This window comes from Stappia sp. (assembly GCF_965276915.1).
GTDB lineage: Bacteria > Pseudomonadota > Alphaproteobacteria > Rhizobiales > Stappiaceae > Stappia.
Genome location: NZ_OZ255709.1, coordinates 2,796,186 through 2,814,394 on the forward strand (window position 1 = coordinate 2,796,186; position 18,209 = coordinate 2,814,394).

An 18,209-nucleotide genomic window follows, 5' to 3' on the forward strand; every position below is an offset into this window, starting at 1 on the left:
GTGCGCGCGCCCCTCTCACGAGGGCTTCGGGCGTTTCCGGTAGTCTCCGCTCTCCCGCTTGGCCGTGTAGCACTGCTTCACCTTCTCCTTTGCCTCGGCCAGTTCCTGCTCGGGCGTGAGGGAGCCGGTCGCCGGCGTTTCGGCTGGCCGCAGCTCCTCCCTGGTGAAGATCAACTCGTCGAACGGCACCGGGTTGGACGGGTCGACGGTGCCGCTCGTCGTCTTGACGGAGAACAGGAAGCGGTTGCCGGTGACTTCGGACGAGCACTGGCTGAGAATGAGGAACTCGCCCGGAAGCGTGTCATAGGCATTGGTGGAGCGGCATGCCCCTGCAAGAAGCGCGAGACCGGCGACAAGAAGCGGCAGGGAACTCTTCATGGATGACACATCTCCGGACAGTGGGGCCTGAAACGAACTGCAATCCAGAGTAGTTTCCGGTTGCGGGCCTGTCAGCCTGCAAATGAGCGATGTCCCGCGCTTTCCGTTCCCGGCCTCACGACAGCGGCCCGCGATAGATGTCTGATCCGCGATCCGCGTTGCCGGTCTCGGCCTTGTCCCCGGTTTCGGGGGCGGGTGCTGCGGTGTCGCCGGTCTCTTTTCCGTCCTCGGGGGAAGCGTTCGTCTCCCCGCCGTCCGTGGCGCTGTCCGCGCTCTCTTGCGGCTCGCTCTCCGGCACATCATAGGCGGCGCGCCGCCGCGCCAGCACCTTGGCCCGCGCCCGCCGCCGCCGCACCTTGTTGACGATCCGTCGCCCGGCCCGGGAAAAGTCCTCGCGCGAAAAGAAGAACGGCAGGGCCGGTTCTGCCGGCTCCACATGTTCCACCGCCAGCCCGACGGCCGTGATGCCGTGATCCTCGTCGATGTCGCGCACGACAAGGTCGATATCGCCATAGGCGACCCGGTCGGTCGGCTCGATGTCGTCACCGAGCTCGCGGGCAAGGAACGCGCGCACGGTGAGCCCGGCATCGGCCTTCTCGACGCGGAACCCGTAGATCGCGCCGAGGGCGGCGAGCCTTGCGTCCGGGTCGAGGTCGAAGTCGCCGAACAGGGCCGGGTCGTGCTCCTGTTCCGTCGCGCCGGCGAACAGCGCGTCGAGCACCGGGACCTGCCGCGCCGTTGCCAGGATGTACATTCGGTCGCCCGGCTGCGGCTTGCCGGCCTTTTGCAGGCGCACGGCATGCCCGTCGCGCAGGATCAGCACCGGCCGGGCCCAGCGGGGAATACGCTCGCCATGGGCGACGGCGCAGGCCGGATGCACCGTGTAGCCGACCAGTTCGTGGTCCTGCCCGCCGGGCAGTTCCAGCTCGATCCGCTCAACCGGGCCCATGCGCGCCGGCACGGTCAGCTTCAGCCATCGCGCCATCGGACGGATCGTCCACCCCTGCAACACCAGCGAGGTGAGCACGATCAGGAAGGTGACGTTGAAGATCTCCTGCGCGTTGGGCAGGCCGGAGATCAGCGGCAGGATCGCGAGCAGGATGGAGACCGCGCCGCGCAGGCCCACCCAGGAGACGAAGGCGATCTCGCTGCGGGTGAAGCCGAAAGGCAGCAGGCAGAGCCAGACGGCAAAGGGCCGTGCCAGGAAGATCAGCACGGCGGCGAGCGAAAAGCCCTCAAGGGCGAAGCCGCCGAACTGCGACGGCGTCGCCAGCAGTCCCAGCGTCACGAACATGCCGATCTGCCCGAGCCAGGTCATGCCGCCCTGGAAGTTCTTCAGCGCCGGCTGCTGGCGGATGCGCACGTTGCCGCAGACAATGCCGGCGACATAGACGGCAAGGAACCCGCTGCCCCCGACCAGCGAGGTGGCCCCCGAAAGCGCCAGCGCCAGCGCCAGCACGACGATCGGGTAGAGCGCCGGCTCCAGGTTGACCCGGTTGACGATCTGCACGATGGCATAGCCGCCGGCAAGCCCGGCGACGAGGCCAAGCCCCATCTGCCGGATGAGCTCGACGGCAAGATCCGCGCCCGCCGCCGCGTCCGCCTCCACCGTGCCGGCGGTGATCATGCCGACCAGCGTCATCGTCAGGAAGATGGCCATCGGATCGTTCGAGCCGGACTCGACCTCGAGCGTCGCCGAGATCATTTCGCGCAGGTTCACCCCGCCGACGCGCAGCAGGAAGAACACGGCCGCCGCGTCGGTCGAGCCGACAATGGCTCCCAGCAGCAGGCCGTCGGTCCAGGTCCAGCCGAACAGGTAATGCGCGCCTGCGCCCACCACCCCGGCCGTTATCGCGACGCCGAGCGTCGCCAGCGCCAGCGCCGGCCCGGCGGCAAGCCGGAAGGTTGCAAGCCGCGTGCGGAAACCGCTGTCGAAGAGGATGATCGCCAGCGCGATGGAGCCGATGAAATAGGCCGTGCGGGTGTCCGAAAAGGCGATGCCGCCGGGACCGTCCTCGCCTGCGGCCAGCCCGACGAGCAGGAAGACGAGCAGCAGCGGCGCGCCGACGCGAAAGCTGACCAGCGATGTGAACACCGACACGGCGACGAGGCCGGCGGCGATCAGGATCACCAGGTTCAGCGTTTCGAGCATGCGGTCGCGCCTCCGGGCGCGGGCGGCCCCGCGCCATCCGGGAATCGTGTGTGTCCTTCTGACTATAAGGCAATCGGGTCCGAACCGGGGCGGTGCACTACGCCCCGGGAAAAATGACGAGGGCGACCCGTGCGGCCGCCCCTGTCATTGCTTGTCGCCCGCTCAGGCCGCCGCTCAGGCTCGCGCGTCAGGCCGCCGCGCGGGCCGAAGTGTGATCCGCGCCGGCCGCACCGCCACCGGCATAGACACGGCCGAAGCGGTTGGCCAGGAACTGCGGCAGCGGAATGGTTTCCTGTTTCAGGAAGCCGGCGGCCGGAAGCTTGCCTTCGCGCAGCATGTCGAGCGTTGCGCAGATCCCGGCCGAGGTGGTGATCTGGATCGCGCTCCAGGTCTCGCCGGCGAAGTCCTGGGCAGTCACCCGGTAGACCGAGGACATCTGCTCGCGCTGGTCGGCGCGGCCGCCCGAGGCGGTGATGAAGACCAGCACCACGTCCTGGCGGGTGATCGGCACGGCGGTTTCCAGCACGTCGCGCATCAGGTCGCGGCGATCCTTGAGGCCGAGATCCGTCAACAGCATGCGCATGATGTCGCGATGCCCCGGATAGCGCACCGTCAGGTAGCGCAGGCTCTGCACTTTGCCGGACAGCGTCTCGGCCAGCGAGCCGAGCCCGCCGGACGTGTTGAAGGCCTCGTAGTCGATGCCGTCGAGCGAGAAGGTCTCGTAGCCCTCCAGCGGTTGCAGCAGCGTCTTCTCGCCGTCGACCACCGCCTCGCACGGATTGCAATATTCGTTGATGAGCCCGTCCGTCGACCAGGTGAGATTGTATTTCAAGGCGTTGGTCGGGTAGCGGGGCAGGGCGCCGACGCGCATCGTCAGCGTGTCGAGCCTGTCGAAACGGTTGGCGAGATCGTTGCCGGCGATCGAGACGAAGCCGGGCGCCAGACCGCATTGCGGGGCGAAGGCGACATTCGCGCCTGCCGCCAGCGCCTTCACCTCGCGGGTCGAGGCGACGTCCTCGGTCAGGTCCAGATAGTGCGCGCCGGCGCGCTTCGCGGCGCGCGCGATGGTGCCCGTCAGGAAGAAGGGCGCGGCGGAAAGCACCGCCTTCTTGCCCCGCAGGACTGCGACCAGCGCCTCCTCGTCGGCAAGGTCGACGCGCTCGGTCGCAACGCCCGGCCGCCGCGCGGCGGCGAGCGCGGTCTCGTCGCGGTCGGCGATGGTGACATGGTAGTCGCCGGTGGAGGCGAGCAGGGCGGCAATGGTGCGTCCGATCTTGCCGGCGCCGACTACGAGAACTGGCCAGGTGTTCATGAAGGGTCTTCCTCGGGAAAATGGGCTCTGACCTCAGGATAGCTGCCGGTTCGTCCGTTGAAGAGGACACATCGTGTCGGAAAGCGGCATTGTCTCGTTGATATGACGGTATTTCCGGCAAATTGCCGGAAGCGGGATGCGAACCTGCCCGGCCTGGCCCTTTCTCGGGGAATCGCCGCGCTCAGCCCGCGTCCGGCGCCGGTTCGTGATAGTCGCGCTCGGGGAAGGGCGTCTCGGCGATGCGCTGGTTGAGCATGGACAAAAGGCCCTGTTCGGCGCGGTTGAAGCGCGTATGGGGATTGCTCACCACATGGATGTCGATGGCGGGCGGCGCCTCGTAGGGCGGCAGCCGCCAGAGCAGGCCCGCCTCGACGTCGCGCGCCGCCACGTGGATCGGCAACGGCCCGATGCCGAGCCCCGCGACGATCATCCGTCGCACCTCCTCGAGGCTGGAGGAGACGCCGACGACCCGGTCGTCGAGCCTTGCCTCGGCGCGGATCAGTGCGACGGGGCGCAGCGCGTCCGTCAGCCGGTCGGTCTTGAACGAGACGGAGGTCTCGCCGCGCAGGTCGGCAAGCTTGAGGTTCCGCTTGCCGAACAGGCGGTGGCGCGGTCCGCAGAAGAAGCCGAAATACTCCCGGAACAGGCGGTTGTAGTCGAGTTGCGGATGTTTCTGGTGAACCAGGCAGATGCCGACGCTCGCCTGCCGCTGGCGCACCGCCTGGATGACGTCGCGGCTGGTCATCACCTCGATGCCGAGCGTCGCTTTCGGATGACGCTGGTGGAAGCCCGCCAGCACCTCGTCCAGCACCGGCGAGACCACGTGGCTGGCAAGCGCCAGCGTCACATGGCCGGACACCTCCTCGTCCATGTCGCGGATCAGGATGCCCATTCGCGAGATGCTGCCGAAGATCTCCACCGCCTCGTCGAAGAGCAGCAGCCCCGCCGGCGTCACCTCGAACCGGCCCGGCCCGCGCACGACCAGCCGCTTGCCGAGCCGGTCCTCCAGGCGGCGCAACGCGTTGGAGATCGTCGGCTGTTTCAGGCCGAGCCGGTTGGCGGCCGCCGTGACGCCCTTCTCCTCGACGATCACCAGAAAGGTCCGGATCAGGTTCCAGTCGAGGCTCCAGACCATTCCCCCTGTCGGGGCCGGCGGTTCGCCCAGCTTGCGTGTCGCAGGTGTGTCCATTCTCGAAATCTATGTTTGGGATTGCCAATATCTATTTGAAGAATGTCTCAAGGCCGGGTCAAACTCAAGCCCGTCAAATGTCGGCGAGGAGGGGGAAAGCCAGGATGGGAGAGACGGGAGCCGCGGCACGTCCCTGGATCCTGCTGTCGCCGGCGCTTGCGACGGTCGCCTTCCTGCTGGTCGTGCCGGTGCTGTTCATCGTCGTCTATTCGTTCTGGCTGCGCACCTCGACCGGCGCCGAGCTTCCCGGGTTCCATCTGGACAACTGGCAGCTTGTCTTCGGCGATCCGTTCTACCGCGACATCCTGCTCGGCACGCTCCGCATCGCGGCGATCACCACGCTCCTGTGCGCCGTGCTCGGCTATGTCCCGGCCTATGTCATCGCCATGTCGACGACACGCCACAAGACGCTGCTCTTGCTGCTTCTCATCCTGCCGTTCTGGATCAGCTACATCATCCGCACCATGTCGTGGATCAACATCCTGGGCTCGAGCGGCGCGCTGAACACGGTTCTCGTCGGCCTCGGCATCGTCCCCGAACCGGTGCAGATGCTCTACAACGAGGCGACGGTGATCCTCGGGCTGGTGCATTTCCTGCTGCCCTTCATGGTGCTCAACGTCTATGTGAGCCTCGACGCGATCGACCGGAACCTGCTCGACGCCTCCCGCTCGCTTGGCGCGTCCAACCTTCAGACGTTCCGGGAAGTGACCCTGCCGCTGTCTCTGCCCGGGCTCGCGGCCGGCGGGCTGCTGTGCTTCGTGCTCGCCGCCGGCACCTACATCACGCCGCTGGTGCTCGGCGGGCCGCGCCAGGCGATGTTCGCCAACCTGGTCTTCGAGGCCGTCATCACCCAGCTCAACTGGCCGCTTGGCTCGGCCTTGTCGATCGTGCTGCTCGTCGTTCTGGGCAGTGTGGTGATGGTCTACAACCGCCTGGTCGGCCTCGGCCAGATCGCCAGATCGTTCGGGTGAGGAGACAGCCATGACCGGATGGACTTTCCTCAGGCTCTACACCGTCGCCGTCTATCTCTTCATGTTCATGCCTGTCGCGGTGGTGGTGCTGCTGTCGTTCAACTCCCGGCAGTTCGGCTCCTTTCCGATGGAAGGGCTGAGCTTTCGCTGGTTCGTGGAACTGTGGAACAACGACGCCATCGTGCGCGCCTTTCGCGTCTCGCTGCTGCTGGCGGCGCTGACAGCGGTCATCTCGACCGTGCTCGGCATCCTCGCCGCGCTGGCGCTGGTGCGCTACCGCTTTCCCGGCAAGAACACGATCACGACCCTGCTCATCGCGCCGATCCTGATCCCGGAAGTGGTGCTCGCCGTGGCGCTGCTCCTCTTCCTGCGCTGGCTCGACATGCCGCGCAGCTTCCTGGTGCTGCTGCTCGGCCATGTCATCTTCACGCTGCCCTTCGTGCTGCTGGTGGTGCAGGCGCGCCTCGTCGCGATCCGGCCGGAATACGAGGAGGCGGCGCGCAGTCTGGGGGCGAACCCGCTGCAGACCTTCTTCTCGGTCACCCTGCCGCTGCTGCTGCCGGCCGTCTTCGCCGGCATGCTCTTCGCCTTCACGATCTCCTTCGACGACATCACCGGCACGATGTTCTGGAAGCCGGGCGGCGTGGAGACGGTACCGACCCAGATCTTCGCCATGCTGCGAAACTCCATCTCGCCCGAGATCAACGCGCTCGGCACGGTGATGATCGTCGTCACCGTGGCCTTGCCGCTCGTCGGCATGGGCGTCGCGCGCCGGCTGGCCGCCTCGCGAAGTTGATTGAAGGGAGCGCGCCCCGCCGCTCGGGAAACCCGCGGGTGCAACAGTCAGAAACGGGAGCCTGAAATGGACAATACCAGACGCTACGAAAGACTGCTCGACCGCTACCGCCACGGGGATGTCAGCCGCCGCGCCATGCTCGGCCTCATCGGCGCCTCTGCCGCGGCCTACGGGGTGATGGGAGGTCCGTTCCGCAACTTCGCCCGGGCGGCGACGCCCGAGCAGGTGCGTTTCGACGGCTGGGGCGGTGTCGTCTCCGAGGCTTTCCGCCAGCATGCCTTCGATCCCTACACGAAGAAGACCGGCATCGCCGTCGTCGACGGCACGTTCGGCGGTGCGGACGAGTACATCGCCCGCGTGCGGGCGAGCCAGCCGGGCGAGTTCAACCTCGCCCATCTGTCCGGCGTCTTCGACTATGCCCGCTATCACGGGCTGGAACTGACCTCGGAGCTCAACGAGGACAACATCCCCAACCTCGCCAACGTCATCCCGGCGCTGCAGGATGTGTTCCGCGACATCACCGGCGGCAAGCTCTCCGCCGTGCCCTATGACTACGGCACCACCGGCATCGCCTACAACCGCAAGCACATCTCCGATGACGAGATGAAGGAGAAGGGTGCGAAGATCCTCATCGACGCCGCCTACAAGGGCAAGATCGGCGGCTGGAGCGACTGGAAGACGCGCATCTGGTACGGCGCGCTGCAGAGCGACCAGGATCCCAACAATATCGGCGACATCGACGCCGTCTGGGATGCCGTCCGCGCCAATCGCGACCTGGTGCTCAAATACTGGGGGTCGGGTGCGGAGCTGATGAGCCTCTTGGCGGAAGAGGAGATCTACGTCACCGAAGGCTGGTCGGGCCGCATCAAGGCGCTCCAGGACCAGGGCCACGACATCGGTTATATCGACCCGCCCGGCGGCCTCGGCTGGCAGGAATGCATCTTCGTGCTCAAGGGCAGCCCGATGGAGGCCTGCGAGGAACTCCTGAACTTCATGCTGGAGCCGGAAGTGGCGATCGCCGTGGCGGAGGGGCAGAACTACCCGCCCTCCCTCGATCCGGCCAAGGTGGAGCTCTCCGACAAGGTCAAGGCGCTGCCGGCCTTTGATCCGACCGGGACGCTCGAAGGGCTCAACTTCTTCAATGCCGAATACTGGAACGGCAACGAGGAGGAATGGGCCCGCGTCTACAGCCGGGTCGAGCGCGGCTACTAGCGGTCCGGTTCCCACAGGCGCCAAGGGCGGGGCGCACGACGCCCCGTCCGCCCTCACTCCTTCCGGGCAACGCGGATCATCACCATGGAACATTCCAGCGCCGTCCAGCTGAACGGCATCGTCAAGCGCTTCGGCGGGCTGACGGCGGTTCACCGCATGGACCTCGACATCGAGGAAGGCAGCTTCGTCACGCTTCTCGGCCCCTCCGGCTGCGGCAAGACGACGACGCTGAGGATGATCGCCGGCCTGCTGGAGCCGAGCGAGGGCGAGATCGTCATCAAGGGGCGCAGCGTCACCCATACCCCGATCCACAAGCGGAACCTCGGCATCGTCTTCCAGAACTACGCGCTGTTTCCGCACAAGACGATTTTCGACAATGTCGCCTTCGGCCTGCGCTACCGCGATATCCCGCGCGGCGAGATCGCCGGGAAGGTTGCCCGCGCGCTGGAGCTCGTCCAGCTTCCCGACATGGGCGACCGCTTCCCGCGCCAGCTTTCAGGCGGCCAGCAGCAGCGCATCGCCCTGGCGCGTGCCATCGTCATCGAGCCCGATGTCCTGCTCCTCGACGAGCCGCTGTCGGCGCTCGATGCCAATCTGCGCGAGGACATGCGCGTGGAGCTGAAGCGCATCCAGGTCCATCTCGGCATCACCACGATCTTCGTCACGCATGACCAGTCCGAGGCGCTTGCCATGTCCGACCGCATCGTGGTGATGAGCAAGGGGCATGTGGAGCAGGTCGGCGCACCGGAAGACGTCTATCGCAGCCCGACCTCGGCCTTCGTCGCCCGCTTTCTCGGCAATGCCAATCTCGTCGAGGGCAGGGTCGGCAGAAGCGACGGCGAGAGTGTTTCCGTCGCCGTCGACGGGATCGGCGAGATCCTTGTGCCGGCAGCACGCAGCCGGGGCATCGGCGAAGGCGCGGCCGCCAATATCGTCGTGCGCGCTGAAAAGCTCTTCCTGGGTGCTGAGGACGACACACCGCACGCCGATGCGCTGTCCCTGCCTGGCGAGGTCACCGCTGTCGACTACCAGGGCCAGGCGGCGCGCTATTTCGTCGAGGTGGCCGGTCGCACCCTGCAGGCGCTCAACCCGATCGAGGACCGGCCGTTCCGGCGCGGCGACAGGGTCAGCGCGGTGATCCGTGGGCGCGATTGCGCGCTGGTGCCGGTCGAGGACCGTCCATGAACATGGCGCGGCAGCCTGCCTCCAACCTGTTCTATCAAAGCCGGGGACGGCGTCCGCTCGTCGCCGAGGCACGCGGCGTCTACATCTGGGATGTCGACGGCAAGCGCTATCTCGACGGCTCCAGCGGCGCCATGGTCGCCAATATCGGCCATTCCAACGAGCGCGTGCTCGCGGCCATGCGGGCCCAGATGGACAAGGCGACCTTCGCCTATCGCCTGCATTTCGAGAACGAGCCGGCCGAGCGGCTGGCCACCGCGACAGCGCAACGCATGCCCGAGGGGCTGAACCGCGTCTTCTTCGTCTCCGGCGGCTCGGAAGCGGTGGAGAGCTGCATCAAGCTTGCCCGACAGCATGCGCTGGCCGTCGGCCAGGAGCGGCGCTGGAAGGTGATCTCGCGCTTTCCCTCCTATCACGGCTCGACGCTCGGTGCGCTGGCGCTCACCGGCATGGACGTGATGAGCGAACCCTTCGCGCCGATGATGCGCCAGATGCCGAAAGTGCCGGCGCCCACCTGCTATCTCGACCGGGACGGTCTCACCCATGAGGCGCGCGGCCTGCGCTATGCGGACATGCTGCGCGACAAGATCCTCGCGGAGGGGCCGGAGACCGTGCTGGCCTTCATCATGGAGCCGGTCGGCGGGGCCGCGACCGGGGCGCTGGTCGCACCCGACAGCTACTATGCCCGCATCGCGGAAATCTGCCGGGAGTTCGGCATTCTCCTCATTCTCGACGAGGTGATGACCGGGGCAGGGCGCACGGGGCGCTTCCTGGCCGGGGGGCATTGGGGACTGAAGCCCGACATCGTTGCCTTCTCCAAGGGATTCGCCGCCGGCTACGCGCCGCTCGGCGCCATGGTCGCCCATGAGCGCATCGTCGAGCCGGTGCTGGCCTCCGGCGGTTTCGTGCATGGCTACACCTATGCCGGCAATCCGCTCGCCTGCGCCGCCGGGCTTGCCGTTCTGGAGGAGATCGAGCGCGAGGGCCTGTGCGAGAACGCCGGCCTGATGGGCGCTCGCCTGAAGGAGGAGCTCGAAGGCCTGAAGGCGCGCTATCCTTTTATTGGCGATGTGCGCGGCAAGGGACTGCTGCTGGCCTTCGAGCTGGTTTCCGACACGGCCACGATGGAACCGCTGCCCCCCGAGATGGACGCCCATGTCCATCTCGTCGAGGAAGCCTACGCGCGCGGCCTGATCATCTACTCGCGGCGCACGCGCGGCGGGCGCACGGGCGATCATTTCATGGTCTGCCCTCCGCTGATCGTCACGCAGGAGCATATCGGCGAGATCATGGAGAAGCTTGTCGCTTCTCTTGATGCCTTCGCCGCCCGCTTCGGCCTTCCCGTCGGCAATGGGTGAGCGGGGATGGCGGACAAGGTCATTCTCACCTGCGCGCTCACCGGTTCGATCCACACCCCGACCATGAGCCCGCACCTTCCGGTGACGGCGAACGAGATGGCCGCGCAGGCGCTGGGCGCGGCACGCGCGGGCGCTGCGATCCTGCATGTCCATGCCCGTGATCCGGAAACCGGCAGGCCGAGCGCCAGCCCGGAGCATTTCATGGGCTTTCTGCCGCGCATCCGGCAGGGCACGGACGCCGTCGTCAACATCTCCACCGGCGGCTCCTCGCAGATGACGCTGGACGAAAGGCTGGCGCCGGCCCGCGCGGCGCGACCGGAAATGTGCTCGCTCAACATGGGGTCGATGAATTTCGGCATCTTCCCGCTCGCCGCCCGTCACGAGACCTGGACCCATGGCTGGGAGAAGGGATTCCTTGAGGCGACACGCGATGTGGTCTTCAAGAACACCTTCGCCGACATCGAGACCATTCTTGCGGATCTCGGCGAGGGATGCGGCACGCGCTTCGAGTTCGAGTGCTACGACGCCGGTCATATCCAGACCCTGGCCTGGTTTCTCAGGAAGGGTCTCGTGCGGCCGCCCGTCTTCGTCCAGTTCGTGCTCGGCATTCTCGGCGGCATTGATGCCGGTCCCGAAAGCCTCCTGTTCATGAAGGCGACCGCCGACCGGCTGCTCGGCGATGCCTACCGCTTCTCGGTACTGGCGGCTGGCCGGCACCAGATGCGGCTTGCCACCATGGGCGTCGTCATGGGCGGCAACGCCCGCGTCGGCCTGGAGGACAGCCTCACCGACGGTGCGGGCCGTGCGCTGGCGCCCGACAACGCCCATCAGGTCGCGCGCATCCGCCGGGTCCTTGAGGGCCTTGGCTACGAGATCGCGACGCCGGCCGACGCCCGCGCCATGCTCGATCTCAAGGGAGGCGACAAGGTCGCGTTCTAGGGCGGTCTTTCGCGCAGCTTCAAAGATGGAACACAGCAGGCCGTGATCCTGACCGGACAGGGCCGGCACTCGCCAACCAGACGGAAACCTGCATGAAACTCGTATTCTCCGAAACCCAGCGCCGGCACGACCCGCGCCATTTCCTCTCCTCCGGCGCGCCGCAGCCCAACCCGGAAGTGCCCGGCCGCATCGACCGCCTGCTGGCCGGCGCCCGCGCAGCCGGCCTTGGCGAGGTCGCACCCGACGATCACGGGGCGGGGCCGCTGGCTGCCGTCCACACGCCCGAATACCTGCAGTTCCTGGAGACGATCTTCACGCGCTGGCAGCGCATACCCGATGCCTCGCCCGAAGTGGTGCCCAATATCCACCCCGACCGCCGGGACTTTTCCTATCCGGCATCGGCCGTCGGTCAGGCCGGCTATCACATGGCCGACACGGCCTGCCCGATCTCGGGCGGGACCTGGGAAGCCGCCTACTGGAGCGCCCAGACCGCAGTCCATGCCGCGCGCATGGTGGCTGGCGGCGAAGAGGCGGTCTATGCGCTGAGCCGCCCGCCGGGCCATCACGCCTTCGCCGATCTCGCTGGCGGCTTCTGCTTTCTGAACAATTCGGCCATCGCCGCCCAGGAGCTGCGCCGAACCCATGACCGCGTCGCCATCCTCGACGTCGACCTGCATCACGGCAACGGCACGCAAGGCATCTTCTACGGCCGGGGCGATGTCCTGACCGTCTCGATCCACGCCGACCCGGTGCGCTTCTATCCCTTCTTCTGGGGGCATGCCTCGGAACGGGGCGAGGGGGCGGGGCTCGGCTGCAACCTCAACCTGCCGCTGCCGCGCGGATCCGGCGACGAGCCGTTTCTCGCCGCGCTCGATGTCGCCATCAGGCGCATCCGCGCCTTCGCGCCGGGGGCCCTTGTCGTTGCGCTCGGGCTCGATGCGTTCGAGGGCGATCCCTTTGGCGGCCTCACCGTTTCCACCGGCGGGTTCGCGGCGATCGGCGCGCGCTGCGCCGGGATCGGCCTGCCGACGGTGATCGTCCAGGAAGGCGGCTATCTCTGCGATGCGCTGGGCGACAACCTGACCGCTTTCCTGAAGGGCTTCAGGGAGGGATAGAGCCGAGCTACAGCTTGGCGGCGACGCTCTTCGTCCGGCAGTAGCTCAAAAGCCCCTCAAGCCCCTTTTCCCGGCCGAAACCGGAGAGCTTGGTGCCGCCGAACGGCACCTCGATGCCGCCGGCGAAATACTCGTTGATGAACACCTGCCCCGCGTCGAGGCGGCGGGCGAGGCGATGCGCCGTGCCGTGGTCGCGCGTGTAGATGCCGGCGACGAGGCCGAAAGCCGTGCCGTTGGCGAGCTCCAGCGCGTGCTCCGCGTCATCCGCGATCTGCACCGTCAGGACGGGGCCGAAGACCTCCTCCTGCACCAGTTCGTCACCGGCCGGCCGGTCGGCGACGATGGTCGGCTCGAAGAACCAGCCCTGGCCGGTCTCCGGGTCGGTCGTGGCCGCGCCGCCGGTGAGGATTTCCGCGCCGCGTGCCTTCGCCCGCTCGACGAAGCCGGCGATCTTCGCAAGGTGCTCGGCCGAGCTGACCGGGCCCATGTCCGGGTTTCGCAAGCCGTGGCCGAGGCTCAGCCGGCGTGCCCGTGCCACCAGCTCCTCAAGGAAGCCGTCGGCGATGGAGCGCTCGATGACGAGGCGCGAGCCGGCCGAGCAGATCTGCCCGGCATTCTCGAAGATCGCCCCCATGACGCCGGAAAGCGCCGCCTCCCTGTCGCAGTCGGCAAGCACGATGACGGGCGACTTGCCGCCTAGTTCCAGCACCAGCCGGGTGACGTGGTCGGCCGCCGAGCGCATCACCTGCTGGCCGGTGGCGACCGAGCCGGTGAAGGTGACATGGGCAACGTCCGGATGGGCGACGAGCGGTGCGCCGGCCTCCGAGCCGGTGCCCGTCACCACGTTGCAGACGCCGGCGGGCAGGCCGGCGCGGGTGAGGATATCGGCCAGCATCAGGGCGGTGAACGGGGTCTGCTCGGCCGGCTTGGCGACCACTGTGCAGCCGGCGGCGAGCGCCGGCGCAAGGCCGCGCGCCGCCGTCGAGATCGGATAGTTCCACGGGATCACATGGGCGGTGACGCCGACCGGCTCATGCAGCGAATAGCCGAGATAGCCGGCGCCGAGCGGGAAGGTCTTCCCCTCCAGCTTGTCGCAGGCGCCCGCGTAATATTCGAAGGCGCGCGCCGCCCCGCGCACGTCGCCTTCCGCCTCGTTGAGCGTCTTGCCGCTGTCGAGGCATTCGGCGATGGCAAGCCGGTCCGCCTCGGCAAGGATCAGTTGCGCGGCGCGGGCAAGGATCCGGCCGCGCTCCGCCGGCGCCATGTCCCGCCACACGGTCTCGAAGGCATGCCGGGCGCTGGCGACGGCGGTGGCGACGTCGCCGGCATCACCCCGCGCGAAGCTGGCGAAGGCCGCGCCGCGGCCCGGGTCGAGGCTTTCCATCACCCGCCCCGAGGCGGCCGGTTGGAAACCGCCATCGAGATAGAACCCTGAGGGGAGGTCGAGGAGTGTGCCCGTACGCCGGACCTGTGCGACGAGTTCGCTGTGAGCGCTCATGGTTCAGCCTTCCGCTTCGCTGGTCTGGTGGTCGCTTTTCGCCAGCCATTCGGGCGAGACCTCGACACCCCAGCCGGGGGCGTCGGTGACCGTCGCATGGCCGTCGGTGATCGCATAGGGGGAGGCGGTAAAGAGCCCCTCCTGCCAGGGGTAGTAGTCCTCGACCTCGATGGAGAACTCCAGATACTTGCCGGCATTGGGGATCGCCCGCAGCAGGTGCATGGTGAACAGCGTCACCATGGAAAGGTTGGCGCAATGCGGCGTGCAGGGAATGCCGGCAGCCGCCGCCATCTCCGTCACCTGGAGCGTGCGCGTCAGCCCGCCGAGATAGCAGATGTCCGGCTGGATGAAGTCGACGACGCGGTCCCCGATCATCCGCCGCCAGTCGACGAGCGAACAGTCCTGTTCGCCGCCCGTCACGTCGATGTCGAGCGCGTCGGTCACCTGTTTCGTCTGCCCGTATTCCCAGTAAGGGCAGGGCTCCTCGTAATGGGCGACGCCGTGGTCTTGCAGCATGTGGCCGACCTCGATGGCGCGCGCCGGCGAGAAGCCCGAATTGGCATCGACCAGAAGCGTGGCGGTATCGCCGAGCGCCCGGCGGATCGTCGGCACGATCTCCTCGGTGCGCCCCGGCCACTCGTCGATGTCGCGCCCGCATTCCGCGCCGACGCGGAACTTGAAGGCATCGAAGCCATGTGCATCGCGCAGCCGCTGGAAGCGAACCGCCTCGTCCGCCGGCGTGATGTCGCGTTTCATCGACGAGGCATAGGCGCGGACCCGGCCGGGCGTGCCGCCGATCAGCGCGCAGACCGGCTTTTCCTCCAGCCGCCCGCGCAGGTCCCACAGCGCGGTGTCGAGCCCGCCCATGGCGCGCGCCACATAGGAGCCGGGGAACTTGTGCTCGCGCTCGGGAATGATGTCGACGAGACCGGCAATGTCGAGAGCGTCGGCACCGAGCGCGTAAGGGGCGACCTGGCGGTGCAGCACCTTTGCGGTGATGTCGGCATTGTAGGGCGCGACCTGGCCCCAGCCGGTCGCGCCGCTGTCCGTCGTCACCCGCACGAAACAGACGAACTGCGTGGTGAAGGTCTCGATCCTGGCAATCTTCATGATGTCCTCGGAAGGCAGGCCGCCGACGGGCCGTTTGATGAGCCTGCACTTTATTGTCGATTGGCCGGGAGATAAGGTCCATTTTGATGATTCAGGCGGACCAATTTGAAAGCCGTGCGGTTCCTGGCGGACCGTGGAGCCGGCGGAAACGGGGAACGAAGCCAGATGAAAACCCAGGCCGGCGCGCTGCTCTCCTCGATCCGCATCGACCGCGCGGCGGGGCGCAAGGTCAGCGTCCAGCTCTACATGGCGCTGCGCGACATCATCCTGACCGGCGGCGTCAAGGCCGGCGAGCGGCTGCCGGCGAGCCGGACGTTGGCGGCCGAGCTCGACCTGTCGCGAACCACCGTGAGCAATGCCATCGACCGCCTGATCGCCGAGGGGCTCCTGGAGGCGCGCATCGGCGCCGGCACCTATGTCAGCACCGCCCTGCAGGGGCAGCGGGTCACCCGTGCGCCGCGCTCCGAAGACCCGCACACGGTCACCCGGCCGCGCCTGTCGCACGCGACCCGCCATGCCACCCGCCATTTCGCCCCGCGCGGACGGTTGCCGCACCGCATGCAGCCCTTCATCACCGCGCTGCCGGCGCTCGATGTCTTTCCCATGGCGCACTGGGCGCGGCTGTCGGCCCGTCACTGGCGCGCCGACCGCCAGGAAGTGATGGGCTATGGCGAGCCGTTCGGCCTGTCGCGGTTGCGCGCGGCCATCGCCACCCATCTCAACGCCATGCGCGGCATCAAGTGCGATCCGGAGCAGATCTTCGTTGTTGGCGGCGCGCAGCAGGCTTTCTCCCTGATCAGCAGCCTGCTGCTCAATCCCGGCGATCGGGTCTGGTTCGAGAACCCCGGCGCGATCGGCGCCCGCAATGCGCTTGTCTCGAATGGCGCGGATCTCGTGCCGGTGGCCATCGACGAGCAGGGCCTCGTGGTTGCCGACGGGCTCGACAAGGCGCCGCATTTCCGCCTCGCCTTCGTCACGCCCTCCCACCAGCAGCCGCTCGGCCATGTGATGAGCCTTGCCCGCCGGCTGGAGTTGCTGGAGGCGGCGGAAGACAGCGATGCGCTGATCGTCGAGGACGACTACGACGGCGAGTTCACCTTCTCCAACCAGCCGCAGCCGCCGCTGAAGAGCATCGATACCCAGGAACGGGTGATCTATGTCGGGACCTTCTCCAAGTCGCTGTTTCCCTCGCTCAGGGTCGGGTTCATCCTGTCGCCGCGCGGCCTTGTGGAGACGTTCTCGCAGATGAGCGTCTCCTGGCTGAGCGGCGTGCCGACGGCGCCGCAGGCGATGATCGCCGATTTCATGGAAGAGGGGCTTTTCGCCACCCACATCCGCGCCATGCGCCAGGTCTACGAGGAGCGCCACGCGGCGCTGATCGAGGCTTTCGCGCCGTTCGCCGGAAAGCTGGACGTCCAGCCCACATCGGGCGGTTTTCACACGATCGGCCTGCTGCCCGGGCCCGTCGGCGAGGATCGGGCCGTTGCGGCTGCGGCCGAGCGCGGCGTGCTGCTGGCGCCGATTTCCCGCTACTGCCTGCAGCCGGTCGCGGAAAAGGGGGTGGTCATCGGTTTTGGCAGCTCGACCCCGCTCGACATTCACCGTGCGGCCGAGGCCTTGCGCGGCTGGCCGCCATCCGGCTGAGCCGGTTCTGGAGTGGCACGGGGGTGGTCCTGTAGAAGAGCGGAATTGGCCCTCATGAAAGGTCGATAATGGATATATGACACAGTCCAATGCCTCACTAAGCTTTCTCCCAGTGGCTGCCACGGGCGGGGAGGTCCTTCTTCGGCGCGGCCCCAATGGGAGGTCTTGGAAATGCGTTTGAAAGCAACTCTTGCCGGGGCGCTCGTCGCGACCCTGATGTCGGGTGCGGCGAATGCGGAGACGCTGCGCCTGCTGACCTGGGGCTCCTATGCGCCCGAGGAAGTGATCCGCCTGTTCGAGGAGAAATACCCGGACATCGACGTCGAGGTGACCTTCTCCAACAACGAGGAAATGATCGCCAAGCTGCGCGCCACCGGCGGCGCCGGCTTCGATCTCGCCCAGCCGAGCCATGACCGCATCTACGCCGTGCAGCTCGAATACGACATCTACAAGCCGCTCGACCTGTCGCAGATCGACACCTCCAACATGGAGCCGAAGCTGCTCGACGGCGTGAAGGCCAACACCACCATCGACGGCGGTGTCTATGCCGTGCCGCACCAGTGGGGCACGTCCGGCATCATGGTCGACAAGACCAAGGCGCCCGACCTGAAGAGCTGGGCCGACCTCTGCGATCCGGCCTACAAGGGCAAGACCTCGATGCGCCTGCGCCGCACGATCCTGCTCGGCACGGCCTTCGCCATGGGCGAGGATCCCTTCGCCACCTACGCGAATCTCGGCAAGTACCAGGAACTGCTCGACAAGGTCGCCGACAAGCTGATCGCCTGCAAGGACAACATCAAGGCCTACTGGAAGGGCGGCGACGACCTTTCTGCGATGATGCTTTCGGGCGAGATCGTCGCGTCGGAGACGTGGGATTCCACCGCCTTCAAGCTCTATGGCGAGAACAAGAACATCGTCTTCGTGCCGCCGGCAACCGGCGCGCTCGCCTGGATCGACACGTTTGCGATCCCGCGCAAGGGCGAGGCGGACGATGCCGCCTACAAGTGGATCAACTTCGTGCTGCAGCCGGAGATCGTCAAGCTGATGTCGGCAAGCACCGGCGCGCTCGCCTCGATCAAGGGCGCCCAGGAGCTGCTTCCCGAGGACAAGCAGGAAGCGGTCAAGGCGGCCTTCACCGCGGCCGATATCGACAATCTCAAGTTCTTCGCCAACATTCCTCCCGGTGTCGAGGACATGGAAGGCAAGACGCTCGAGAAGATCCAGGCGGCGACGTCCAACTGACGCCGATGTCCCGACCGGCCCGGCGCGCAAGGCTTGCGTGCCGGGTCCTTGGTTCCCCGACTGGTCCCGTCCGGCGCCCCTTGCGCATCAGCCCCTTCGCGCCGGTGCCCC

15 protein-coding genes are annotated in these 18,209 nt (G+C 67.3%); 9 read left to right on the forward strand and 6 right to left on the reverse strand.

Translation table 11 applies throughout. The annotated features are described in order from the left end of the window. Window positions 1–15: 15 nt before the first annotated feature. The 4 genes from ACQY46_RS12920 to ACQY46_RS12935 form a co-directional block, all read right to left on the reverse strand. The gene (locus tag ACQY46_RS12920) at window positions 16–378 is read right to left on the reverse strand and encodes a hypothetical protein (RefSeq protein ID WP_428696449.1); all 363 of its coding nucleotides are present in this window, start codon (window positions 376–378) and stop codon (window positions 16–18) included. A 115-nt stretch (window positions 379–493) separates the two neighbouring features. After that, on the reverse strand, window positions 494–2,530 hold the full coding sequence (locus tag ACQY46_RS12925) for a potassium/proton antiporter (RefSeq protein ID WP_428696450.1): 2,037 nt from the start codon (window positions 2,528–2,530) through the stop codon (window positions 494–496). 187 nt (window positions 2,531–2,717) lie between these two features. Beyond that, complete coding sequence (locus tag ACQY46_RS12930) at window positions 2,718–3,842, reverse strand: saccharopine dehydrogenase NADP-binding domain-containing protein (protein ID WP_428696451.1); 1,125 nt, start codon at window positions 3,840–3,842, stop codon at window positions 2,718–2,720. Between the two features lie 181 nt (window positions 3,843–4,023). Then, window positions 4,024–5,031 (reverse strand): LysR family transcriptional regulator, encoded by a 1,008-nt coding sequence (locus ACQY46_RS12935; RefSeq protein ID WP_428696452.1) that lies wholly within the window; start codon window positions 5,029–5,031, stop codon window positions 4,024–4,026. Between the two features lie 104 nt (window positions 5,032–5,135). On the opposite strand from ACQY46_RS12935, the gene ACQY46_RS12940 reads away from it, so the two are divergent. The 7 genes from ACQY46_RS12940 to ACQY46_RS12970 all read left to right on the forward strand — a co-directional run bounded on the left by ACQY46_RS12940 (window position 5,136) and on the right by ACQY46_RS12970 (window position 12,604). After that, on the forward strand, window positions 5,136–6,002 hold the full coding sequence (locus ACQY46_RS12940) for an ABC transporter permease (protein WP_428696453.1): 867 nt from the start codon (window positions 5,136–5,138) through the stop codon (window positions 6,000–6,002). 10 nt (window positions 6,003–6,012) lie between these two features. Continuing rightward, entirely contained in the window at window positions 6,013–6,798 is a 786-nt protein-coding gene (locus tag ACQY46_RS12945) for an ABC transporter permease (protein WP_428696454.1), read from the forward strand. A gap of 66 nt (window positions 6,799–6,864) precedes the next feature. Further along, window positions 6,865–8,010, forward strand: coding sequence for an ABC transporter substrate-binding protein (locus ACQY46_RS12950; RefSeq protein ID WP_428696455.1), 1,146 nt, complete (start codon window positions 6,865–6,867; stop codon window positions 8,008–8,010). Window positions 8,011–8,094: 84 nt separating this feature from the next. After that, on the forward strand, window positions 8,095–9,195 hold the full coding sequence (locus ACQY46_RS12955) for an ABC transporter ATP-binding protein (RefSeq protein ID WP_428696456.1): 1,101 nt from the start codon (window positions 8,095–8,097) through the stop codon (window positions 9,193–9,195). A gap of 2 nt (window positions 9,196–9,197) precedes the next feature. Beyond that, window positions 9,198–10,550: an aspartate aminotransferase family protein gene (locus ACQY46_RS12960; protein WP_428700484.1), complete on the forward strand. Its 1,353-nt coding sequence runs from the start codon at window positions 9,198–9,200 to the stop codon at window positions 10,548–10,550. Window positions 10,551–10,556: 6 nt separating this feature from the next. Then, window positions 10,557–11,489, forward strand: coding sequence for a 3-keto-5-aminohexanoate cleavage protein (locus ACQY46_RS12965; protein ID WP_428696457.1), 933 nt, complete (start codon window positions 10,557–10,559; stop codon window positions 11,487–11,489). 92 nt (window positions 11,490–11,581) lie between these two features. Beyond that, window positions 11,582–12,604: a histone deacetylase family protein gene (locus tag ACQY46_RS12970; protein ID WP_428696458.1), complete on the forward strand. Its 1,023-nt coding sequence runs from the start codon at window positions 11,582–11,584 to the stop codon at window positions 12,602–12,604. Between the two features lie 7 nt (window positions 12,605–12,611). Here ACQY46_RS12970 and ACQY46_RS12975 read toward each other — a convergent pair whose 3' ends face one another. After that, the gene (locus ACQY46_RS12975) at window positions 12,612–14,102 is read right to left on the reverse strand and encodes an aldehyde dehydrogenase family protein (RefSeq protein ID WP_428696459.1); all 1,491 of its coding nucleotides are present in this window, start codon (window positions 14,100–14,102) and stop codon (window positions 12,612–12,614) included. 3 nt (window positions 14,103–14,105) lie between these two features. Then, window positions 14,106–15,212, reverse strand: a complete 1,107-nt coding sequence (locus tag ACQY46_RS12980) for a mandelate racemase/muconate lactonizing enzyme family protein (protein WP_428696460.1) — start codon at window positions 15,210–15,212, stop codon at window positions 14,106–14,108. Window positions 15,213–15,377: 165 nt separating this feature from the next. On the opposite strand from ACQY46_RS12980, the gene ACQY46_RS12985 reads away from it, so the two are divergent. Then, window positions 15,378–16,856, forward strand: coding sequence for a PLP-dependent aminotransferase family protein (locus tag ACQY46_RS12985; protein ID WP_428696461.1), 1,479 nt, complete (start codon window positions 15,378–15,380; stop codon window positions 16,854–16,856). Between the two features lie 171 nt (window positions 16,857–17,027). Next, window positions 17,028–18,098 carry an extracellular solute-binding protein gene (locus tag ACQY46_RS12990; RefSeq protein ID WP_428696462.1) on the forward strand — a complete coding sequence of 357 codons (1,071 nt, stop codon included), beginning with the start codon at window positions 17,028–17,030 and terminating at the stop codon, window positions 18,096–18,098. Window positions 18,099–18,209: the final 111 nt, after the last annotated feature.